The sequence below is a fragment of the Nocardiopsis sp. iso_40 genome, assembly GCF_056173285.1.
The window spans coordinates 4,989,001-5,009,030 of sequence record NZ_CM149666.1 but is presented as its reverse complement, the minus strand read 5'-3'; the positions used below and the strand labels follow the sequence as shown (position 1 = coordinate 5,009,030).

The window sequence follows — 20,030 nt, the reverse complement described above, 5'->3', positions numbered from 1 at the left end:
TCCCCTAGACGTCGGTCTCGCTGTCGCCGGCGGCTGCCTTGCGCTTGCGGCTCAGGTAGATGGCGCCGCCGCCTGCGCCCAGGGCGGCCACGCCGGCTGCGACCAGTCCGGCGAGCGCTCCACCGGTCACCGGCAGGGTCGGCTCGTCGTCCTTGGGCGGGGTCGGCTTGTCATCGCCCGGCTCGGTCGGCTCCTCGGAGGGCTCCTCCGGCTCGGTGGGCTCGTCCGACGGCTCGTCCGTCTCGGACGGCTCGTCGGTCGGGGGCGGGGTCTCGCCCGGGCCCTCGGTCCAGGAGGCGGTGGCCGAGGCGGAGGCCGTGGTGCTGCCGCCCTCGGCGGTGATCAGCGTCTGGGTGGGCTTGTCCGGGTCCTTGCCCTGGAAGAGGCGGCCGGTCTCGACCGTCGAGGTGGCCTCGAGGCTGAAGGAGGCCTGGCCCTCGTCGGCGTCGGCCGGGACCGAGAAGCCCACGGTGTCGCCGTTGTTCACGGAGTCGACGGCCTCACCGGTCTCGACGTCGACCAGCTCGACGCCCTCGGGGGCGCTCAGGTCGACGGGGATGTCGGAGGCGTTCGTCTGGATGACGAACTCGCCCACGGTGCCGCCGGCCTCACCGGTGGCCTCGTTCGGGGTGATGCTCAGGGCGGCCTCGGGCTCCTCGTGCTGCTCGAGCTCCACGGCGTTCTCGGTCAGGTAGGCGAAGACCTTCTCGACGCCCTCGCTGTTGCCGTCGCCGAGGCCCATGTCGTTGCTGAAGTGCCAGATGGCGGCCTGGGTGCCCGCCAGGGCGTCCTCGTCGCTCAGGCCCTCGACGCCCGCGGCCGCGCCCAGGTCGCCGGCGCTCACGTTCGGGTAGGAGTTCTGCAGGATCCAGTGGACCTTGCCCGGCTGGGCGAACTCGCCCTTGCCCGGGTAGTTGGCCCAGTCGTCCTCCTTGTACCAGGCCTTCCACCGGATGTCGGTCCGGAAGTCGATGCAGTACGTGGTGAGGACGGTGTCCTGGTCCTTCAGCTGCAGATTGAAGAGACTGGTCGGGGCCGAGGCGCCGTCCATGTGGACCGTCGGGCCTTCTTCGGCGTTGCCGATGTACTGGCCTTCGACGGAGCCCTCATAGGTCTCCACCTCCTCGTCGGCGGCCGCGGGAGCGGCCAGACCGAGGGCGAGGAGCGCCGCGGCGGAGGCGGCGAAGCCAGCGCGTCCGGCGGTACGGGGAAGGGAGAAAGTACTCAAGTCGTATCCCGGTGTGTTCTAGGGGTAACCGGATGGTTTTCGTTCGCACGGCTGTGCGCAGCCGAGGAACAAGAGCGAGGGCCACAGCACTGCGATTGCGGGGGGTCGGTACCGCATGGCGTGTTCTGCGGTCTTCGATGGGTCACCACGAGGCATTCGAAGCGTCGCTGCGCAAACGTGGGTTCGATCGCGTAGGACGGCTCAGGGCGCCAGGGGAACGGGCTACTCGCTGTGGGTGCCAACGCTGGACTGATACTAGCGATCCCCGTGGGTGCTTCCAACCCGTTTCGTTGAAAAATGCCGCGATCCGGTCAGAAAAAAATCACTTCACAGATTGACCAAATTGTGCCCTTTTGGAGTGCAACTGAAAGTGCCTCAGCGCGTCCTTCGTGGGCGCTCAGTCGCGCCGTTTGCGGCCCAAAACCAGGATGAGCAGGCCAGATACAACCAACGCTCCGGCGATAACCAACAGGCCGGACAGCCAGGTGCCAGTGAAAGCCAGACCGCCCTCGGAGTTGTTGTGGTCATCCGTTTCCGGGGTGGTCGCCTCCTCCTCCGCCGTGGGTTCGGGCGAGGTCTGGCCGCGCGCCTCGGGTACCTCGGGTTCGGCCGTCTCCGGCTCGGTCGCCTCGGGGGTCTCGGGGGCCTCCTCGCGGCGCCAGGTGAACGTCGCGGTGGTCGAACTCGTCGCCGAACCCGCCTCCGCTGTGATCAGCGGCTGCGTCCGCACACCCTCCCTGCCGGTGAACAGGCGGCCCTCCGCCAGGGGGACCCGGTCGCCGCGCACGTTCAGGGTGGCCACACCGGCCGGGACCGACGGATCCACGTCGAGGAAGACCTGGTCCCCGTCGAACGCCTCGGAGACCTCCCGGCCCTCCGCGTCGACCAGCCATGAGGCCGGGGCCCCGTTCACGGACAGCCGCAGGGGCGCCTCGCTCGGGGTGGAGACCGTCAGCGGTCCCAGCGGCTCCTCGGGGGCGACCGCCTCCACCTGGGCCGGGGAAACCTCCAGGGAGCGGGCGGTCGCGCCGCCCCCGGTGTCGGCACTGCCCTCGACCAGGTGCGTGTAGAGGGCGAGGACGTCCTCGTTGTTGTTGTCCGGGTCCAGTTCCACCCCCTCCAACACGTTCCACAGGGCGGCCTGGGTCGCCGCGATGGCGTGCGCCTCGTCCAGGTCCGCCGCACCGAAGGCTGTCGCCAGGTCCGGCAGATCCAGGTTGGGGTAGGAGTTGGTCACGATCCAGTTGGCCCGGTCCGCGGGCGCCGCGGTGCCGCCGGCCCGGGTCCACTCCGGGCGGTCGGCCCACGCCGACTCCACGTAGGCGGTGCGCGGGCGCAGTTCCTCGTCGGCGACCAGCGCGTAGGCGCGCACCGAGTCCTCGTCGGCCACGCGCAGGCTGAACAGCGCCGTGTCGGCCTCCTCCCCGTCGGAGAGTACGAGGGAGGAGCCTGCGACCGGATCGCGGTCCACTCGGGAGAAGTCGTCGGCTGCGGCTGGCGCTGAGGCCAGTGAGCCGATCAGTGCGGAGGCTGTGAGCAGCGCGACGCACCGACGCAGTATGCCGGACATGCTCGGGCGCTCCTGTACGAAGGGTGGAAGAGGCGGACAGCCCCTACCGGCGAAATCGTGTTCCTGAGCAATCAAGACTAACGGTCCGGCACTTCCTGCGCCGGTAGAACACCTCTACAGCGGCCCAATCGTGCACTGGCCGTAACATCCGTCAGGTGTGCCACACCCGGAAACGGGGCCGGCGGGCCTCTCAGCCTCGGTAGGCTGACCTGGAAGGTATGTCCTCTACGGAAACGGGTTTGCGGCGATGGCCCACGCGGTAACTCCTAGCCCTGCCAAGACCGGTGGCGACCCCACCCCGGTGGCCTATGAGCAGGCGCTGACCAGGTACGAACCCGTGCTCGGGCTGGAGACCCACATCGAGCTGGGTACCGCCTCCAAGATGTTCTGCCCCTGCCCCACGGCGTTCGGCGCCGAGCCCAACACCCAGGTGTGCCCGGTCTGCCTCGCCTTCCCGGGTTCCCTCCCGGTGGTGAACGAGAAGGCCGTGGAGGGCGCGATCCGGCTCGGCCTGGCGCTCAACTGCTCCATCGCCCCGTGGGGGCGTTTCGCCCGGAAGAACTACTTCTATCCGGACATGCCGAAGAACTACCAGATCTCGCAGTACGACGAGCCGATCTGCGTCGACGGCTACCTCGACGTCACCGTCGACACCCCCGACGGCCTCCGCGAGTTCCGCGTGCAGATCGAGCGCGTCCACATGGAGGAGGACACCGGCAAGTCCTCCCACGTCGGCGGCTCCACCGGCCGTATCCACGGCGCCAGCCACTCCAACGTCGACTACAACCGCGCGGGCATCCCGCTGCTGGAGATCGTCACCAAGCCGATCACCGGCACCGACGACCTCGCGCCCCTGGTCGCCCGCGCCTACGCGGCCGAACTGCGCGACCTGGTCCGCTCGCTCGGTATCTCCGACGTGCGCATGGAGGAGGGCTCCATGCGCTGCGACGTGAACGTCTCGATCAACGAGCGCGGCGCCGACGAGTGGGGCACCCGCAGCGAGACCAAGAACGTCAACTCCCTGCGCTCCGTCGAGCGCGCCGTGCGCTCGGAGATCGAGCGCCAGGCCGGCGTCCTCGACGCCGGGGAGCGGGTGGTGCAGGAGACCCGCCACTTCCAGGAGAACCTCGGCCGCAGCACCTCCGGCCGTTCCAAGGAAGAGGCCCAGGACTACCGCTACTTCCCGGACCCCGACCTCGTCCCGGTCGCCCCGTCCGAGGAGTGGATCGAGGAGCTGCGCGCCACCCTGCCCGAGCTGCCCGCCGCCCAGCGCGCCCGGGTCAAGGCCGAGTGGAACCTCTCCGACACCGAGCTGCGCGACCTGGTCAACGCCGACGCCATCGGCCTGGTCGAGGCGACCGTGGCCGAGGGCGCGCCCTCGGCGGAGGCCCGCAAACTGTGGCTGAACGAGCTGTCCCGCCGCGCCACCGAGCAGGAGGTCGAGCTGACCTCCCTGCCCGTCACCCCGGCCCAGGTGGCCCGGGTCATCGCCCTGGTCGCCGAGGGAACACTCACCAACAAGCTGGCCCGCCAGGTGGTCGAGGGCGTCCTCGCCGGTGAGGGCGAGCCCGACGCCGTCGTGGAGTCCCGCGGTCTGAAGGTCGTCAGCGACGACGGCGCCCTCGGCGCCGCCGTCGACGAGGCCATCGCCAACAACCCCGACGCCGCGGACAAGGTGCGGGGCGGCAAGGTGGCCGCGGCCGGTGCCCTGGTGGGCGCCGTCATGAAGGCCACCCGCGGGCAGGCCGACGCCGGCCGCGCCCGGGAACTCATCCTGGAGAGGCTTTCGGGCTAGCGCACCGTCAAACGCCCCCGGCGCGAGCCGGGGGCGCTTCCTCCGCGGCGTTCCCATGCCTGAACGCATGATGATCACTCGGAGTGACGGTTCTGTCGTCATCTCTCATCCGGTCCTCAATCGCTGTGTGACCTTGGTTGCGTAGGGTGGCCACGCACGGGGGTGGGCGGTCCGGGCAGAATCCGCCTGCTGCCGTTCGTCCCGGTCCCGCGAGAATCCTGGGCGGCAACCCGCGGTGCGGCACGGCGCCGCGTCCTGATTCGAGTGATCACGAGGTGGGTGCTCCATGTTCGAGCAGAGAGCGCGACGGCGGCCCAGGGCCGCGCGGTTCGCGACGCACCCGCTGGGAGGCCAGTGATGGGTATGAGGGCACGTCGCTTGTGGCTGTTCGGGTTGGGCGCGTTCTTCCTGGTCTACCTTTTGGGAACCCTGGTCCGGGTGGGCGGGTCCACGCTGGCCGCCGCCATGGGGCAGTGGCCCACCGCAGTGGTCGCCGGAGCCGCGGGGGGATCCCTGCTGTACGCCTCACGGCGTTGGGCGCGGACCGGTGCCGACCGGGCCGCCCACGTGGACGGGGCGGACGGATCCGCGGCGCTGCGGTTCCTCGGACTGGCCGCGCTGGCCTGGTGCGCGGGTGGCCTCACTCACGCCGTGACCCGGTCGTTCAGCGGGGCCTCGGTCCTCTCCCTCACTCTGGGTGACCTTTTTGCGCTGGCGGCCCTGCCACTCTTCGTGATCGGCTTCACCCGGTTCGCCCCCTGGCCCGGGGGCCTGCGCACCGCCGTACGGCACATCATCGACAGCTACGTGTGCGCCGCCGCGGTCTTCTCGGTGGTCTGGGTCCTGCTGTTCTCCCCGTTCTACCGTGAACTGGGCGAGGGGGCCGGCTTCCTCGGCTTCGCACTGGTCTACCCGGTCGCCGACATCGTGGTGCTGTGCCTGCTCATACCGCTGGTCTTCATGTCCCCGCACAGCACCCGACGCGCGGTACTCGTCGCGATCGGCGCGCTCGTCGTCATCGCCGGATCGGACATGCTCGGCGCGGTGACCCGCCTGACCGGGCCGCCGGTGGCGGGCGGTCTCGAACAGCCCGTGCGCTTCCTCGGCTTCGGCCTGCTGGGCGCGCTGCCCTGGCTGGTGGAGCACCGGCCGGGCGCCGCCCCGCGCCGGATCACCGGCCGCGCGCTGTACCGGTTCGCTCCGGAGATCGCCGCCGTGGGCGCGGTCTTCGCGGCCACCCTGGTGCTCACGGTCTCGGCCCTGCGGCTGCCAGGCGTCGCCCCGGTGCTGCCGCTGGCCGCCGGTACCGCGGTACTGGTCCTGCTGCTGCGCGTGATCGGGTTGCTGGAGGAGAACTCCACGCTCGCCCGCATGGTGCGCAACCGTGAGGGGCACTTCAACGAGCTCGCCCGCAACAGCGGCGACGTCATCCTGGTACTGGACCGCGACGGCGGCGTCCACTACATGAGCCCGGGCACGGCGGAGGCGTTCGGCTACCGGTTGGAAGACGTCCTCGCGGTTCCGGTCACCACCCTCATCCACCCCGAGGACCTCGGGCGGACCAAGGCCGTCACGGACCTGTTCACCGAGCGCGCCAGCCAGGGGGTGCACCTGCGGCTGCGGGTGCGCGCCGCGGACGGGACCTGGCGGCACACCTCCTCGACGGTCTCCCTGTACGAGCAGCCGGGCGAACCCGATCGGCTGCTGGTCACGACCAGTGACATCAGCGCCCAGGTCGCCCTGCAGGACCAGGTGCAGCACCTGACCTTCCACGACGGGGTGACCGGGCTGCCGAACCGGGCCTATCTGGAGGAGCGGGCCAGTGACGTGCTCGCGCACCGCGCGATCAGCGAGGAGTCCCCGGGGGACGTGGCGGTGATCTTCCTGGACCTGGACGGGTTCACGGCGGTCAACGACTCCGCCGGCCACGTGCGCGGTGACCACATGTTGGGCCAGGCCGCCCGGCGCCTGCGCGGCGAGTTGGGCACCAACGCGACCCTGGCGCGCTGGGGCGGGGACGAGTTCGCGGTTCTGGTCGAGGACGTGCCCAGGGCCCAGCAGGTGGTGGACCTGGCTGAGCGGCTGGGCCGGGTGATCGCCTCCGAACCCTTCCAGGTGGCCGACCGGGACATCGTGCTGACCGCCAGCATCGGGGTGGCCTTCGCCGAGCCCGCCACGGACAGCGGTGAACTCCTGCGCAACGCCGACGTGGCGATGACCAGGGCCAAGGAGCGCGGGGTCGGGAACGTGGAGGTCTACGCCGCCCACATGCACGACATGGTCGTGTCGCGGCTCGAACTCCAGATCCGGTTGCGCGAGGCGCTGGCGGGCGGCGAGTTCTACCTGGAGTACCAGCCGATCGTGGACCTGGGGACCTCCCAGGTGCGGGCGGTGGAGGCGCTGGTGCGCTGGGACCGCGACGGTGAGACGGTGGGTCCGGACGAGTTCCTGGGCGCCGCCGAGGAGTCGGGCCTGATCGTGCCGCTGGGGGAGTGGATCCTCCGGGAGGCCTGCGAGAAGGTCGCCGTGTGGCGGGTCTCGGACTGGGACATCGGCCTGTCGGTGAACCTGTCCGTCAAGCAGGTGCTGTCGCCGCGGTTCGTGGAGACGGTCGAGGGCGTGCTCGGCGAGTCCGGTCTGGCCGCGGAGGCGCTGACCCTGGAGGTCGACGAGGAGCTCCTTCTCGACGCCGAGGAGGACTCGGTGGAGCGCCTGGGGGAGCTGCGTGAACTGGGCGTGCGGCTGGCCATCGACGACTACGGCATGGGGTACGCCTCCCTGGCGCACCTGCGCGAGCTGAGCGTGGACGCCATCAAGATCGACCCGTCGTTCATCGCCGACCTGGGACGCGATGACACGGTCACGCTGCTCACGCACACGATCATCCAGCTCGGCCGCGATCTGGGCGTCCAGGTGGTCGCCGAGGGCATCGAGCGCCCCGAGCAGCTGGAGCAGCTGCGGGTGATGGGTTGCGACCACGGCCAGGGCTTCCTGGTCGCCCGCCCCATGCCCGCGAGCGGCGTGGAGTCCCTCGTCGGCGGCGAGGCCGGGGCGAACCTCTAGGACGAGCCGGAGCGAATCTCCGGGGAGGGCCGGGACCAAGGCGGAGGCAGCGGCGTTCACCCGCGGGAACGATGGTGCGTTCGCCGCCTTCGCGCATGCCTTTCCCCGAACGCGCCCTCCTCCTCGCCCCGATCCGCGAGGCGGCGTCGGATGCGCTGCTCGTGGCCCTGGGAAGCCTCGACGACTCGTCCTCCTCGCTGTGCTGGACGCCCTGTTGCGCAGGTCCGTCGACGTCGAGCGGGTCGAGGAGCTCTTCGAGGACTGGTCGGTATGAGCTTTTAAGTCCTGCTTACGAACGAAACGTCAGACCCCTGCCACGTGTTCTGCGTTACACGGGTCCGGGGCCCTGTTGCTGTATGCGCAGGTCAGGGCGGTCTTGTTCGAAGGAGTCTCACCGCATGCTGACATTTTGGTATCACATGGTGAGACATTATTAAGTTCTGGTTGACGGACCACCGCTCCTTCGGCCAATGTTGTCAGCGTGCAGAGCAACTCCCTGATTCTCGTACTTGGTCGGCGCGCAGCCCACTGAGTTTCTTCTGCTGCGCGCCACCCCTCAACCGCCACCGGGCGGTGGGGGTTTTTTTATTGCCGCACCAAGGCCGAGAACCGGAACCACCATCCCCAGAGCTGCTGTACCGCTCTGGACCCTCGCTGAAGGATCTTGAGATGACCGAGCAGATGACCGGCGCCCAATCGCTGATCAGGTCCCTGGAGCACGTCGGCGTTGACACTGTCTTCGGGATTCCCGGCGGCGCCATCCTCCCCGCCTACGACCCCCTCTACGACTCGGCCAAGGTGCGCCACATCCTCATGCGTCACGAGCAGGGGGCCGGGCACGCGGCCGAGGGCTACGCCTACGCCACCGGCCGACCCGGGGTGTGCATGGCCACCAGCGGCCCCGGAGCCACCAACCTCGTCACGCCCCTGGCCGACGCCCACATGGACTCGGTTCCGATGGTCGCCATCACCGGTCAGGTCGCCTCCCCGATGATCGGCACCGACGCCTTCCAGGAAGCCGACATCTGCGGCATCACCATGCCGATCACCAAGCACAACTTCCTGGTCAAGGACGTCCGGGACATCCCCCGCACCATCGCCGAGGCCTTCCACATCGCCTCCAGCGGCCGCCCCGGCCCGGTGCTCGTCGACATCTCCAAGGACGCCCTCCAGAACGTCACCGACTTCGTCTGGCCCGAGCGCCTGGAACTGCCCGGCTACCGCCCGGTCACCAAACCCCACGGCAAGCAGGTCCGTGAGGCCGCCCGGATGATCGCCGAGGCCAAGCGCCCGGTCCTCTACGTCGGCGGCGGCGTCCTGCGCGCCGGGGCCGCAGCCGAACTGCGCGTCCTCGCCGAACTCACCGGCGTCCCCGTCGTCACCACGCTGATGGCCCGCGGCGTCTTCCCGGACAGCCACCCGCAGTACGTGGGCATGCCCGGGATGCACGGCGACGTCGCCGCGGTCGGCTCCCTGCAGCAGGCCGACCTGATCGTCGCCCTCGGCGCCCGCTTCGACGACCGCGTCACCGGCCGGCTGGACAGCTTCGCCCCCGACGCCAAGATCGTCCACGCCGACATCGACCCGGCCGAGATCTCCAAGAACCGCCACGCGGACGTGCCCATCGTCGGCGACTGCCGCGAGGTCCTCGCCGACCTGGTCGTGGCCGTCCGCTCCGACCAGGAGAAGGGCCGCCAGGGCGACTACGAGGCCTGGTGGCACCGGCTCAAGCAGCTCCGCACCAGCTACCCCAAGGGCTTCGAGACCCCCGACGACGGCAGCCTGTCCCCGCAGGCGGTCATCCAGCGCCTCGGCCAGGTCGTCGGACCCGAGGCCACCTACGTCGCGGGCGTCGGCCAGCACCAGATGTGGGCCGCGCAGTTCATCGACTACGAGCGCCCCGGCTCCTTCGTCAACTCCGGCGGCCTCGGCACCATGGGCTTCTCCGTTCCGGCCGCCCTGGGCGCCAAGGTCGGAGACCCCGACCGCACGGTCTGGTCCGTGGACGGCGACGGCTGCTTCCAGATGACCAACCAGGAGCTCGCAACCTGCGCGATCGAGGGCATCCCGATCAAGGTCGCGGTGGTCAACAACGGCAACCTGGGCATGGTCCGCCAGTGGCAGACCCTGTTCTACGAGGGCCGCTACTCCAACACCGACCTGCAGACCTCGCCCAGGGACGAGAAGGTCCGCATCCCCGACTTCGTCCGGCTCGCCGAGGCGTACGGCTGCGTCGGCCTGCGGTGCGAGCGCCCCGAGGACATCGACGCGACCATCGAGAAGGCCATGGCGATCAACGACGCCCCGGTCGTCGTCGACTTCACCGTGAACCACGACGCCATGGTCTGGCCCATGGTCGGCCCCGGCGTCAGCAACGACAAGATCCAGTACGCGCGCGACATGGCGCCGAACTGGGAACACCAGGACTAGGAGAAGGCCGAACAACCATGAGCCGTCACACGCTTTCCGTTCTGGTCGAGGACACCCCGGGCATCCTCACCCGAGCCTCAGCCCTCTTCTCCCGTCGTGGGTTCAACATCGACTCGCTCAGTGTCAGCACCACTGAGTACACCGGACTGTCCCGGATGACGATCGTGGTCAACTGCGACCTCCACCCCTTGGAGCAGGTGACCAAACAGCTCAACAAGCTGGTCAACGTCGTCAAGATCGTGGAGATGGACACCACCGCGTCGGTGCAGCGAGAGCTGCTCCTGGTCAAGGTCAAAGCCGACGCGTCGAGCCGCACCCATGTGCTTCAGACGGCCGAGCTCTTCCGCGCACACGTCGTGGACGTCAGCCCGGACGTCGTCGTCATCGAGGCCACCGGCGACCCCGAGAAGCTCGATGCCCTGGTCAAGAACCTGGAACCCTTCGGTATCCGGGAACTGGTGAAGTCAGGGCTGGTCGCCCTGGGACGGGGACCCCGTTCGATCACCGACCGCTCCCTGCGGGCGGTCGACCGCAGCGCCTGAGGTGTCGGAAACGGCACCGAGCTGAGCCCGAACTGAAAGGCTGTCCGGACACGGCCGGACGGCTGACCCCCCGCCCCCAAAGAACGTGAGAAACAAGGAGCAACCCCAAGTGGCAGCACAGATGTACTACGACGACGCCGCCGACCTCGAGCTCATCCAGAGCAAGAAGGTCGCCGTGATCGGTTACGGCAGCCAGGGCCACGCGCACGCGCTGTCGCTGCGCGACTCGGGCGTGGACGTCCGGATCGGCCTGGCCGAGGGCTCCAAGAGCCGCGCCAAGGCCGAGGAGGAGGGCCTGCGGGTCCTCACCCCCGCGGAGGCCACCCGCGAGGCCGACGTCATCATGATCCTGGTCCCCGACCACATCCACCGCGACCTGTACGCCCAGGAGATCGCGCCCAACCTGGAAGCGGGCAACGCCCTCTTCTTCGGCCACGGCTTCAGCATCCGCTACGGCCTCATCGAGGCCCCCGAGGGCGTCGACGTCGCCATGGTCGCGCCCAAGGGCCCGGGCCACCTGGTCCGTCGCCAGTACGAGGCCGGGCGCGGCGTGCCCTGCCTGGTCGCGGTCGAGAAGGACGCCAGCGGGCAGGCCTGGGACCTGGCGCTCTCGTGGGCCAAGGGCATCGGCGGCACCAAGGCCGGCGTCATCAGGACCACCTTCACCGAGGAGACCGAGACCGACCTCTTCGGCGAGCAGGTCGTCCTGTGCGGCGGCACCGAGGAGCTGGTCAAGGCCGGTTTCGCCACCCTGGTCGAGGCGGGCTACCAGCCGGAGATCGCCTACTTCGAGTGCCTGCACGAGCTCAAGCTGATCGTCGACCTCATGTACGAGGGCGGCATCTCCAAGATGAACTGGTCCATCTCGGACAACGCCGAGTACGGCGGCTACACCCGCGGCCCGCGTCTGATCACCGAGCAGACCCGCGAGGAGATGCGCAAGATCCTGGGCGAGATCCGGGACGGCAGCTACGCCAAGGAGCTCATGGACGAGTTCGACGCCGGTCAGCCGACCTTCACCAAGCGCCGTGAGGCCGAGCAGAACGAGCAGATCGAGAAGGTGGGCGCCGAACTGCGTCCGCTGATGAGCTGGCTCAAGGCGTAATTCTTTGGGCCTCCGCTGACGCTTCGGCCCGTGTTCCTGCTTGCTTGGGGCCTCCGCTTCGCTTCGGCCCGTGTTCGGCGCCTTTGCGGAGGGATTCTTCGGACTCGTCTACGCCTGGCTCGTTCCTCGCTGGCGGCTTGACTCCTCCTGTAGAACCCTCCCCGGCGCTCGAACGAAAGCACACCCCCTGGGGTGAAGGCGGGTGGGAAGGCGCACCTGCTGTGGCTGAGAGGGCGGGAATGCCCTCTTCGGCCGAGGGGGAAAGGAACACCCTCTTCGGCCGAGGTGAGCGGGGGCACTCCCCCTGTGGGCTGAGGTGACAGGAGCATCCCCGCCGGCCGGGGCCGGTGGGAGAATCGTCGGGGCGGGGCGTGTGCCCCGCCCCGACGGCGTTCGCGGGGAGGGTGACACTTCTTGCGCGGCGGCTACGTCCGATCCGCCCGACAGGCTTCCCTACCCCGCTAGTAGACTTTCGACCGGCCGTCAGACCCGGTTCGGGCAGCGCCTCCACCTGCGCGAACGGGTCATACCACCCGTAAAGGAACCTTTGTGACCAAACCCGTCGTACTCGTCGCGGAAAAGCTCTCTCCCGCCGGAATCGCGCTCCTCGAAGACGACTTCGAGGTCCGCCATGTGGACGGCGCCGACCGGTCCCAGCTGCTTCCGGCCCTGGCCGACGTCGACGCCCTGATCGTCCGCAGCGCCACCCAGGTCGACGCGGAGGCGGTCGCCGCGGCCAACCGCCTCCAGGTCGTCGCCCGTGCCGGTGTGGGCCTGGACAACGTGGACGTCGACGCCGCCACCAAGGCCGGCGTCCTGGTCGTCAACGCCCCGACCTCCAACATCATCAGCGCCGCCGAGCAGGCCATCAACCTCCTCCTAGCCAGCGCGCGCAACACCGCCCCCGCGCACAACGCCCTCATCAACGGTGAGTGGAAGCGGTCCAAGTACACGGGTGTGGAACTCTACGAGAAGGTCGTCGGTGTCGTCGGCCTCGGCCGGATCGGCGCCCTGGTCGCCCAGCGCCTGCTGGCCTTCGGTACCAGGGTCATCGCCTACGACCCGTTCGTGCAGCCCGCCCGGGCCGCGCAGATCGGCGTCGAGATGGTGACGCTGGACGAGCTGCTGGAGCAGAGCGACTTCATCACCATCCACCTGCCCAAGAACAAGGACACCCTGGGCCTTATCGGTGACGAGGCGCTGAGCAAGGTCAAGCCCTCGGTGCGGGTCATCAACGCCGCACGCGGCGGCATCCTCGACGAGGACGCGCTGTACCGGGCACTCAAGGACGGCCGGGTGGCCGGTGCGGGCATCGACGTGTTCGCCAAGGAGCCCACCACGGACAGCCCGCTGTTCGAGTTCGAGAACGTCGTCGTGGCCCCGCACCTGGGTGCGAGCACCACCGAGGCGCAGGAGAAGGCGGGCACGCAGGTGGCCCGGTCGGTGAAGCTGGCCCTGTCGGGCGAGTTCGTTCCGGACGCGGTGAACGTGCAGGGCACCGGTGTCGCGGAGGAGATCAAGCCGGGGCTGCCGCTGACCGAGAAGCTCGGCCGGGTGTTCACCTCGCTGGCCGGTGCGCTCGCCGCCCGGATCGACGTCGAGGTGCGCGGCGAGATCGCCCAGCACGACGTCAAGGTCCTGGAGCTGGCCGCTCTCAAGGGCGTGTTCACCGACGTGGTCGAGGACACGGTGACCTTCGTGAACGCACCGCTGCTCGCCAAGGAGCGCGGTGTCGAGGTCAACCTGGTCACCAGTGACGACAGCAGCGACTGGCGCAACCTGATCTCCGTGCGCGGTGTCCTGTCCGACGGCACCCGCGTGTCCGTGTCGGGCACGCTGACCGGTCCCCGCCAGTCCGAGAAGCTGGTGGAGATCAACAACTACACGATGGAGATCGGCCTCGACGAGCACATGGTCTTCCTCTCCTACGAGGACCGTCCGGGCATCGTCGGCAAGGTCGGCGCGCTGCTCGGCGACGCCGAGGTCAACATCGCCGGAATGCAGGTCATCCGGGACCAGGAGGGCGGTAAGGCGCTGATCGCCCTGACCGTCGACTCCGCGGTGCCGGACGAGATCCTCGGCTCGATCTCCGCCGAGATCGACGCGGAGATCGCCCGTCAGATCGACCTGGAGGACTAGAGCCTCCGTGAGGCACGGCCCCGCGCCCCACACGGCACCAGCCGGTGGGGCGCGGGGCCTCCGTGTGTTCGGTGCGCGTCCTTCGGGCGGCGCGTGACGTCGTCGGCGGACTCCGCGGCGCCGTGGGATCACGGGATTTTTAGATCCTTCGGCAAAAGGCTTGTTTTTCCCGATTCTTCGCATTTTGAAAAGGGTCGACTTTCGCTTTTATCGCATTGAATGCGATGCGCTTTCCCGGGTCCGATCTTTTCGCTGTTGTCGTACTGGCCTGGTCGGGGCCGGTCAGATATTGGTAAACAACGGCGTCTGCCCCGTGTCCTGTGGGCGTGTTCCCGATTTCGGTGGAACGCTGTTCCCACATCGACATGGATGGGGTTTGCAATGCGATTCCTGAGGCGGCGTAACGTCCTTTTGTCCACCGTTCCCGTGCTCGCCGTGTCCGGGGTGCTCGGCCTGCTGCTGGCCTACCGTCTGATCGACGTGTGGTCGGCGGCGCAGCTCCTGCTGCTGACCGTGCTCTGCGGGCTGGTGCTGCTCCTGGTCGTCCAGATCCGGCGTACCAGCGTCCAGATGCGGCAGCTGCGCCGCGGGTTCGACCGGCAGCTGCGCGAGGTCGCCGAGATCGCGGGCGAGAACCGGGCCGAGCTCTTCGGCCGGGCCGACGACCTGGCCGACCGGCTGGACGCGGTGGCCGAGTCGGTGGCCGAGCTGCGCACGGACCCCGGCGGAAGGGTGTCGGACGTCCAGGTGATGGGGAACGCTTCGGTCCCCGCCCGGGCGGCCTCGTGATGGACGGGGCCCTGGCCGAGGCCCTCCGGGCCCGCGGGCCGGGGAACCTCCTGCTCTGCCACATCGGAGCGGATACGGATCCGGGCCCCGCCCGCCCGGAGCCGCGGACCGAGGTCGTCGACCTGCGCAGCGCGGCCGGTCGTACCTTCGAGGATCCCGTCACGGGTGTCGCCGTCCTCGCGGCGACCACGGCGGACCTGCGCGCGGCCGTCCCCCTGAGCGGCACCCTGCCGTCGGCGACCGACGTCAGGGTGGTGGTCGCGGCCTCGGCCCCGCACAGCGGGCCGCCCTTCCCGGTGGTCCCGGGGCTGGGGCAGTGGGAGGGCCTGCTCGACTTCAGGGTGAACCGCCTGCCGGACCGGGGGTGGTCGTGCGCCTTCGCCTTCGCCGATCCGGTGGAGGTGCAGGTGGTCCTCCGGGCGGTGGCCCAGGGGATGGTGGGCGGCCGACGGGACCAGGCTGCGCCACAGCAGGAGGTCCCGGACGCTCCCGTGGCCGCCGGACCCACCTGGGAGGGGTTGGGTCGACCCGGCGTGTTGACCGGGCGCGGCACGCTGCTGGACCTGTCGGTGGAGGATGTTCCGGCGGTGGATGAGCGGGTGGTGAATCCGATGGGGTTTGCCAGGACGGTCGGGGCCAGGGTGGGGCGGTTGGTTTCGCGTGGTGGCCGGTGGGTGTTGTCTGCGGGCGGTCAGGTGCGTTGGCGGGTGCCGGATGACGGTGCTGTGACTGATGTGGATGTGGCTGCGCTGCGTGATTTGCGTGCGGTGCGGGTGGAGTGGGGTCGGCACACCGGGCCGGTGGCTGCGGTGCGGGCGGTGGCCGGACTCGCCGCGGCAGGGATCCCCCTGGTGAGCGGCCCGGTGCCCGGGTGGGCCCGGTGCCTGGGCGGGGAGCTGTCGGACCTCGTCGCCTCCGCCGAGGAACGGCGGATGGCCGACCCGCAGTTGCGGGAGGAGCACAGTATCCGGTTGCGGCGGGCGGCGCTGCGGCTGCACGGGCGGCACGCGCGGTGGTATCGCTCCGGTTCCGGCGCTCCGGTGGAGCCTTCGGTGTCGGTGGTGTTGTGTACGCGGCGGCCGGAGATGGTGGGGTTCGCGTTGCGGCAGGTGGCTCGGCAGCGCGGTGTGGACGTGGAGGTCGTGTTGGCGTTGCACGGCTTCGGGGCGGACGCTTCGGGGGTGGCGGAGGCGGTCCACGCCTACCGGGCTCTGGGCCGGGAGTTGGTGGTGTGGGAGCCGGGGGAGGAGTTGGTCCTCGGTTCGGTGCTCAACGGGGCGATCGCGCGGGCGAGTGGTTCGTTGGTGGCGAAGATGGACGATGACGACTGGTACGGGCCCGACCACCTGTCGGATCTGGTGCTGGCCCGCCGGTACTCCGGCGCCGACCTGGTCGGGACCATCGCCTCCTTCGTCTACCTGGAACCCCTCGACCGGACCGTGCGCCTGGCCGGGACCACCGAGGCCCTCCATCACAAGTCCGCCGGGGGCACCCTGCTGACGGACCGCCGGACACTGGAGGAGTCCGGCGGCTTCCAGCCGGTGCCCACGGCCGAGGACACCCGGCTGCTGGCGGCGGTCCAGCGCACGGGCGGCCGTATCCACCGCGGACACGGCTGCAACTACGTGCTCCGGCGCCAGGCGTCCGGGCACACCTGGGGTGTCGACGCGGGCTACTTCCTACGGCTGTGCGGGCAGCGGCAGCTCCCGGGGTGGCGGCCCAGCGCGCTGCTGGAACCCGCTTCCGAGGACCTGCCGCCGACCGGGTTGGCCGGTACCTGGACGGATCTGGCCGAACTCCACGAGGGGCGGGTCCGTGCCGAGGGGGCGGTGCGGTGATCGAGACGCTGCTGGTCGAGGCGCTGCGGGCGCACGGAGCACGGACGGCCCTGGTCGGCCACGCGGGGCAGGGTGCCGCCGGAGTCGTCGAAGAGGTGGCCCGGGCGGTCGGGGTCCGGGCCCTGGACCTGGAACCGGGCGGAGCCGGGACGGACGGCGGCCCGGACCGGACGGTCGACCTGGTCTTGCTCGTCGCGGCGACCCCGACCGACCTGCGAGCGATCGTCTCCCTGAGCGGCGCCCTCCCCTCGGCGGCCGGAATCGCGGTCGCCGTGCTGGACGCCGCTCCGCGCCATGGCCCTCCTCTGCCCTCGCCGCCGGGCCTGGGGCAGTGGGAGGGGCTGCTGGGCTCGCGGACGCGCCGGTTGCCGGACGGGGGCTGGCTGTGGGAGTTCGCTTTCACCGACCCGGTCGAGGCGGCCGAGGTGTTGGCGGCGCTGGCACGCGGACTGGTGGGGGGCCGTCGGGGCCCGGCGGGGCCCGCGCGGTCCGGCACGGAGGACCGTTCGGTGGCCGCCCCGTCCTGGCGGTGTCTGGGCGAGCCGGGGGCGGTAAGCGGGTCCACGGCCTCCCTTCGTCTGTCGGTGGAGGATGTTCCGGCGGTGGATGAGCGGGTGGTGAATCCGATGGGGTTTGCCAGGACGGTCGGGGCCAGGGCGGGGCGGTTGGTTTCGCGTGGTGGCCGGTGGGTGTTGTCTGCGGGCGGTCAGGTGCGTTGGCGGGTGCCGGATGACGGTGCTGTGACTGATGTGGATGTGGCTGCGCTGCGTGATTTGCGTGCGGTGCGGGTGGAGTGGGGTCGGCACACCGGGCCGGTGGCTGCGGTGCGGGCGGTGGCCGGACTCGCCGCGGCAGGAATACCGCTCCTGGGCGCCCGCCCGCCGATGTGGGCACGGCCGCTGGGAGAGGAACTCCACGACCTTCTCTCCTGGTCGCGCGAGGAGGAACTCGCCGACGAACTGCTGCGGGAGGAGCACAGCATCCGGTTGCGGCGGGCGGCGCTGCGGCTGCACGGGCGGCACGCGCGGTGGTATCGCTCCGGTTCCGGCGCTCCGGTGGAGCCTTCGGTGTCGGTGGTGTTGTGTACGCGGCGGCCGGAGATGGTGGGGTTCGCGTTGCGGCAGGTGGCTCGGCAGCGCGGTGTGGACGTGGAGGTCGTGTTGGCGTTGCACGGCTTCGGGGCGGACGCTTCGGGGGTGGCGGAGGCGGTCGCGGACTTCCGGCGGAGCGGGCGCTCCCTCGTGGTGTGGGAGCCGGGGGAGGAGTTGGTCCTCGGTTCGGTGCTCAACGGGGCGATCGCGCGGGCGAGTGGTTCGTTGGTGGCGAAGATGGACGATGACGACTGGTACGGGCCCGACCACCTGTCGGATCTGGTGCTGGCCCGCCGGTACTCCGGCGCCGACCTGGTCGGCTGCGCGCCGGAGTACCACCACCTGGAACAGCTGGGTGTCACCGTGCGGCGACTGGTCCCCGCCGAACGCTTCGCCCGGCACGTGGCCGGCGCCGCGATGCTGACCGACCGCGCGGTCCTGGAGGAGGTCGGCGGCTTCCGGCCGATGGGGCTCGGCGAGGACAACGCCCTTCTCGACGACGTACGGGACATGGGCGGCTCGATCTACCGGACCCACGGTCTGGGATGCGTCATCCGCCGGAGGAGAACGGGCCACACCTGGCACGAGGCGCCCGGCTACTTCCTGCGGGAGCCCCAGCGCCAGTGGCGCGGCTGGCGGCCCAGCGCACTGCTGGAGTCCGACCCCGGGGACGTGCCCGGCACGGAACCCGACGCCACGGCACCGGACACGACGACACCTGACCCGACAGCACAGGGGAGCGACCGATGACGCTTGTACAGAGCGGCCCCGTGCGGACGCTGTCCGCCCCGCGCCCGCTCATCCGCCGCAACGACTATTCGGTGTTGGAGCCGCCGCCGTTGGGGGAGTGGCGGCCCGAGCTGTCGGTGGGCGTGGTGGTCCCGGCCTACGGCGGGCAGGAGAAGCTGGATCTGACCCTGGCCTCGTTGGCGGCGCAGAGCTATCCGGCTGACCTGACGGAGGTCGTGGTGGTGGACGACGGCAGCGATCCGGCGCTGCGGCTGCCGCCGATCCGCCCCGAGCACACCCGGATCGTGCCGAGCCTGCCCGGCGGCTGGGCGCGCGGACACGCGGTGAACTCCGGAGCCGCGGCCTCCGACGCCGACGTGCTGCTGTTCTTCGACGCGGACATGATCGCCTTCCGGGAGCACGTCGAGGCGCAGATGCGCTGGCACCACCTGGCCGACTACCTCGCCGTCACCGGCCATCTGCGCTGCGTCGACCACACGCCCGGGGAGCTGGAACCGGCCGGGGTGCTCGACGCGGTGCGCCGGGGGGAGCCGGAGGCACTGGTCGACGGGCCGGGCGAGGAACTGGAGTGGCTGCGCCGCGCCTACAGGCGGACCAAGGGTCTGCGTACCGTCGGTCACACGGCGTTTCGCTACTTCATCGGCGGTACCGGGTCGGTGCGTCGCGCGTTCTTCGAGGAGTCCGGCGGGGCCGCTGCCGAACTGGTCCTGGGCGAGGACACCCACCTGGGGTACCGGTTCGCCCAGCACGGGGCGGTCTTCGTCCCCGAAACGGAGGCCAGCAGCTGGCACCTGGGCCTCCCGCAGATGGAGAGCCGCCGGGACGAAGGAGCCCGGTTCCGCCGCCCCTTCGTCGGGACCAGGCTCCCCCTCATCGGGGAGCACCGGGCCCTGCCGGGGCGGCAGTGGCAGGTGCCGCGGGTCGACGCGGTGGTCGATGCCACGGGGGCCCGGTTCGACGACGTGACCGAGACGGTGGACGCACTGCTGACCGGTGAGGTGTGCGACCTGCGGATACGGCTGGTGGGTGAGTGGTGGCGGGTGACACCCGGGCGGCACGCGGTCCTGGACGATCCGGCGGTGCACGTACGGCTCCTCCACGAGCACTACCGGTGCGAACCCAGGGTGGAGTTCGTGCAGGCCGAGCCCGAACCGGATCCGGAGGTGCCCTTCCGGCTGCTGCTCGCTCCCGGTCAGGCCCCGGCCCCGCAGGGGGTGCGCCAGATGATCGCGAAGGCGAACGAGGCGAACGCGGGGCTGGTACGCGCCACCGCGCCCGGTGACGACCTGGGCGGGCCCCGGTTGGAGCGCACGGCGGCCTTCGCCCGCGCCCGGCGGCTGGGGGCCGGGGAGGGCGACCTGGAGGCCGTGGTGGACGAGGTCTTCGGGGTGCACTGGATCGACGGCGAGTCGGTGCTGTTCACCCCGGAGGAAGAGGTGGAGGAGCCCCCGCCGGACTGGAGGGTGCTGTTGGAGCGGGCCCAGGCCGGGGCCGAGTCGCACCGGGCCCGGGCCGAACGGCTGGAGGGCCGGTTCCACTGGTTGACCAGGAGCCGCACCGGTCGGCTCCTGCGCCGGATGATCGGTTGAGGACGGGGGCAGCGCATGGCGAGCAATGACGCACGGGGCACGGGGGCCGTTTTCGGGGCGCCGACGGGGAGGGGCCCCGGTAGGCAGCCCAGGCTGTGCCG

12 protein-coding genes are annotated in these 20,030 nt (G+C 70.4%); 10 read left to right on the top strand and 2 right to left on the bottom strand.

The features are described from left to right. Positions 1-4: 4 nt before the first annotated feature. Together AC0VYD_RS21690 and AC0VYD_RS21685 are read right to left on the bottom strand one after the other, a co-directional pair. Complete coding sequence (locus AC0VYD_RS21690) at positions 5-1,228, bottom strand: thioester domain-containing protein (RefSeq protein ID WP_475477251.1); 1,224 nt, start codon at positions 1,226-1,228, stop codon at positions 5-7. A gap of 397 nt (positions 1,229-1,625) precedes the next feature. After that, entirely contained in the window at positions 1,626-2,798 is a 1,173-nt protein-coding gene (locus AC0VYD_RS21685; protein ID WP_475477250.1) for a thioester domain-containing protein, read from the bottom strand. A gap of 301 nt (positions 2,799-3,099) precedes the next feature. Here AC0VYD_RS21685 and gatB point away from each other — a divergent pair, with 301 nt between their 5' ends. From gatB to AC0VYD_RS21635, 10 genes are all read left to right on the top strand, one after another. After that, positions 3,100-4,593, top strand: a complete 1,494-nt coding sequence (gene gatB / locus AC0VYD_RS21680) for an Asp-tRNA(Asn)/Glu-tRNA(Gln) amidotransferase subunit GatB (protein ID WP_475480335.1) — start codon at positions 3,100-3,102, stop codon at positions 4,591-4,593. A gap of 357 nt (positions 4,594-4,950) precedes the next feature. After that, the gene (locus AC0VYD_RS21675; RefSeq protein ID WP_475477249.1) at positions 4,951-7,656 is read left to right on the top strand and encodes a putative bifunctional diguanylate cyclase/phosphodiesterase; all 2,706 of its coding nucleotides are present in this window, start codon (positions 4,951-4,953) and stop codon (positions 7,654-7,656) included. A 669-nt stretch (positions 7,657-8,325) separates the two neighbouring features. Then, positions 8,326-10,086, top strand: a complete 1,761-nt coding sequence (locus tag AC0VYD_RS21670) for an acetolactate synthase large subunit (protein ID WP_473038214.1) — start codon at positions 8,326-8,328, stop codon at positions 10,084-10,086. 17 nt (positions 10,087-10,103) lie between these two features. Then, a complete protein-coding gene (gene ilvN / locus AC0VYD_RS21665; protein ID WP_473038215.1) occupies positions 10,104-10,628 on the top strand; it encodes an acetolactate synthase small subunit in 525 nt (174 codons plus the stop codon). Between the two features lie 109 nt (positions 10,629-10,737). Next, a complete protein-coding gene (gene ilvC / locus AC0VYD_RS21660) occupies positions 10,738-11,733 on the top strand; it encodes a ketol-acid reductoisomerase (protein ID WP_475477248.1) in 996 nt (331 codons plus the stop codon). Positions 11,734-12,282: 549 nt separating this feature from the next. Further along, complete coding sequence (gene serA / locus AC0VYD_RS21655) at positions 12,283-13,872, top strand: phosphoglycerate dehydrogenase (RefSeq protein ID WP_473038218.1); 1,590 nt, start codon at positions 12,283-12,285, stop codon at positions 13,870-13,872. 381 nt (positions 13,873-14,253) lie between these two features. After that, a complete protein-coding gene (locus tag AC0VYD_RS21650) occupies positions 14,254-14,661 on the top strand; it encodes a hypothetical protein (protein WP_475477247.1) in 408 nt (135 codons plus the stop codon). Further along, positions 14,661-16,499, top strand: coding sequence for a glycosyltransferase family 2 protein (locus AC0VYD_RS21645; RefSeq protein WP_475477246.1), 1,839 nt, complete (start codon positions 14,661-14,663; stop codon positions 16,497-16,499). The genes AC0VYD_RS21650 and AC0VYD_RS21645 overlap by 1 nt, the downstream gene beginning before the upstream one ends. After that, the gene (locus tag AC0VYD_RS21640) at positions 16,496-18,340 is read left to right on the top strand and encodes a glycosyltransferase family 2 protein (protein ID WP_475477245.1); all 1,845 of its coding nucleotides are present in this window, start codon (positions 16,496-16,498) and stop codon (positions 18,338-18,340) included. Before AC0VYD_RS21645 ends, AC0VYD_RS21640 begins: the two co-directional genes overlap by 4 nt. Then, positions 18,337-19,929, top strand: a complete 1,593-nt coding sequence (locus AC0VYD_RS21635; protein ID WP_475477244.1) for a glycosyltransferase family A protein — start codon at positions 18,337-18,339, stop codon at positions 19,927-19,929. The genes AC0VYD_RS21640 and AC0VYD_RS21635 overlap by 4 nt, the downstream gene beginning before the upstream one ends. Positions 19,930-20,030 lie beyond the last annotated feature (101 nt).

Bases quoted from the DNA above. Each gene is read 5' to 3' on its own strand.
- AC0VYD_RS21675 (WP_475477249.1), top strand. From the start codon at position 4,951: ATGGGTATGAGGGCACGTCGCTTGTGGCTGTTCGGGTTGGGCGCGTTC.
- AC0VYD_RS21645 (WP_475477246.1), top strand. From the start codon at position 14,661: ATGGACGGGGCCCTGGCCGAGGCCCTCCGGGCCCGCGGGCCGGGGAAC.
- ilvN (WP_473038215.1), top strand. From the start codon at position 10,104: ATGAGCCGTCACACGCTTTCCGTTCTGGTCGAGGACACCCCGGGCATC.
- AC0VYD_RS21670 (WP_473038214.1), top strand. From the start codon at position 8,326: ATGACCGAGCAGATGACCGGCGCCCAATCGCTGATCAGGTCCCTGGAG.
- AC0VYD_RS21685 (WP_475477250.1), bottom strand. From the start codon at position 2,798: ATGTCCGGCATACTGCGTCGGTGCGTCGCGCTGCTCACAGCCTCCGCA.
- AC0VYD_RS21635 (WP_475477244.1), top strand. From the start codon at position 18,337: ATGACGCTTGTACAGAGCGGCCCCGTGCGGACGCTGTCCGCCCCGCGC.
- AC0VYD_RS21650 (WP_475477247.1), top strand. From the start codon at position 14,254: ATGCGATTCCTGAGGCGGCGTAACGTCCTTTTGTCCACCGTTCCCGTG.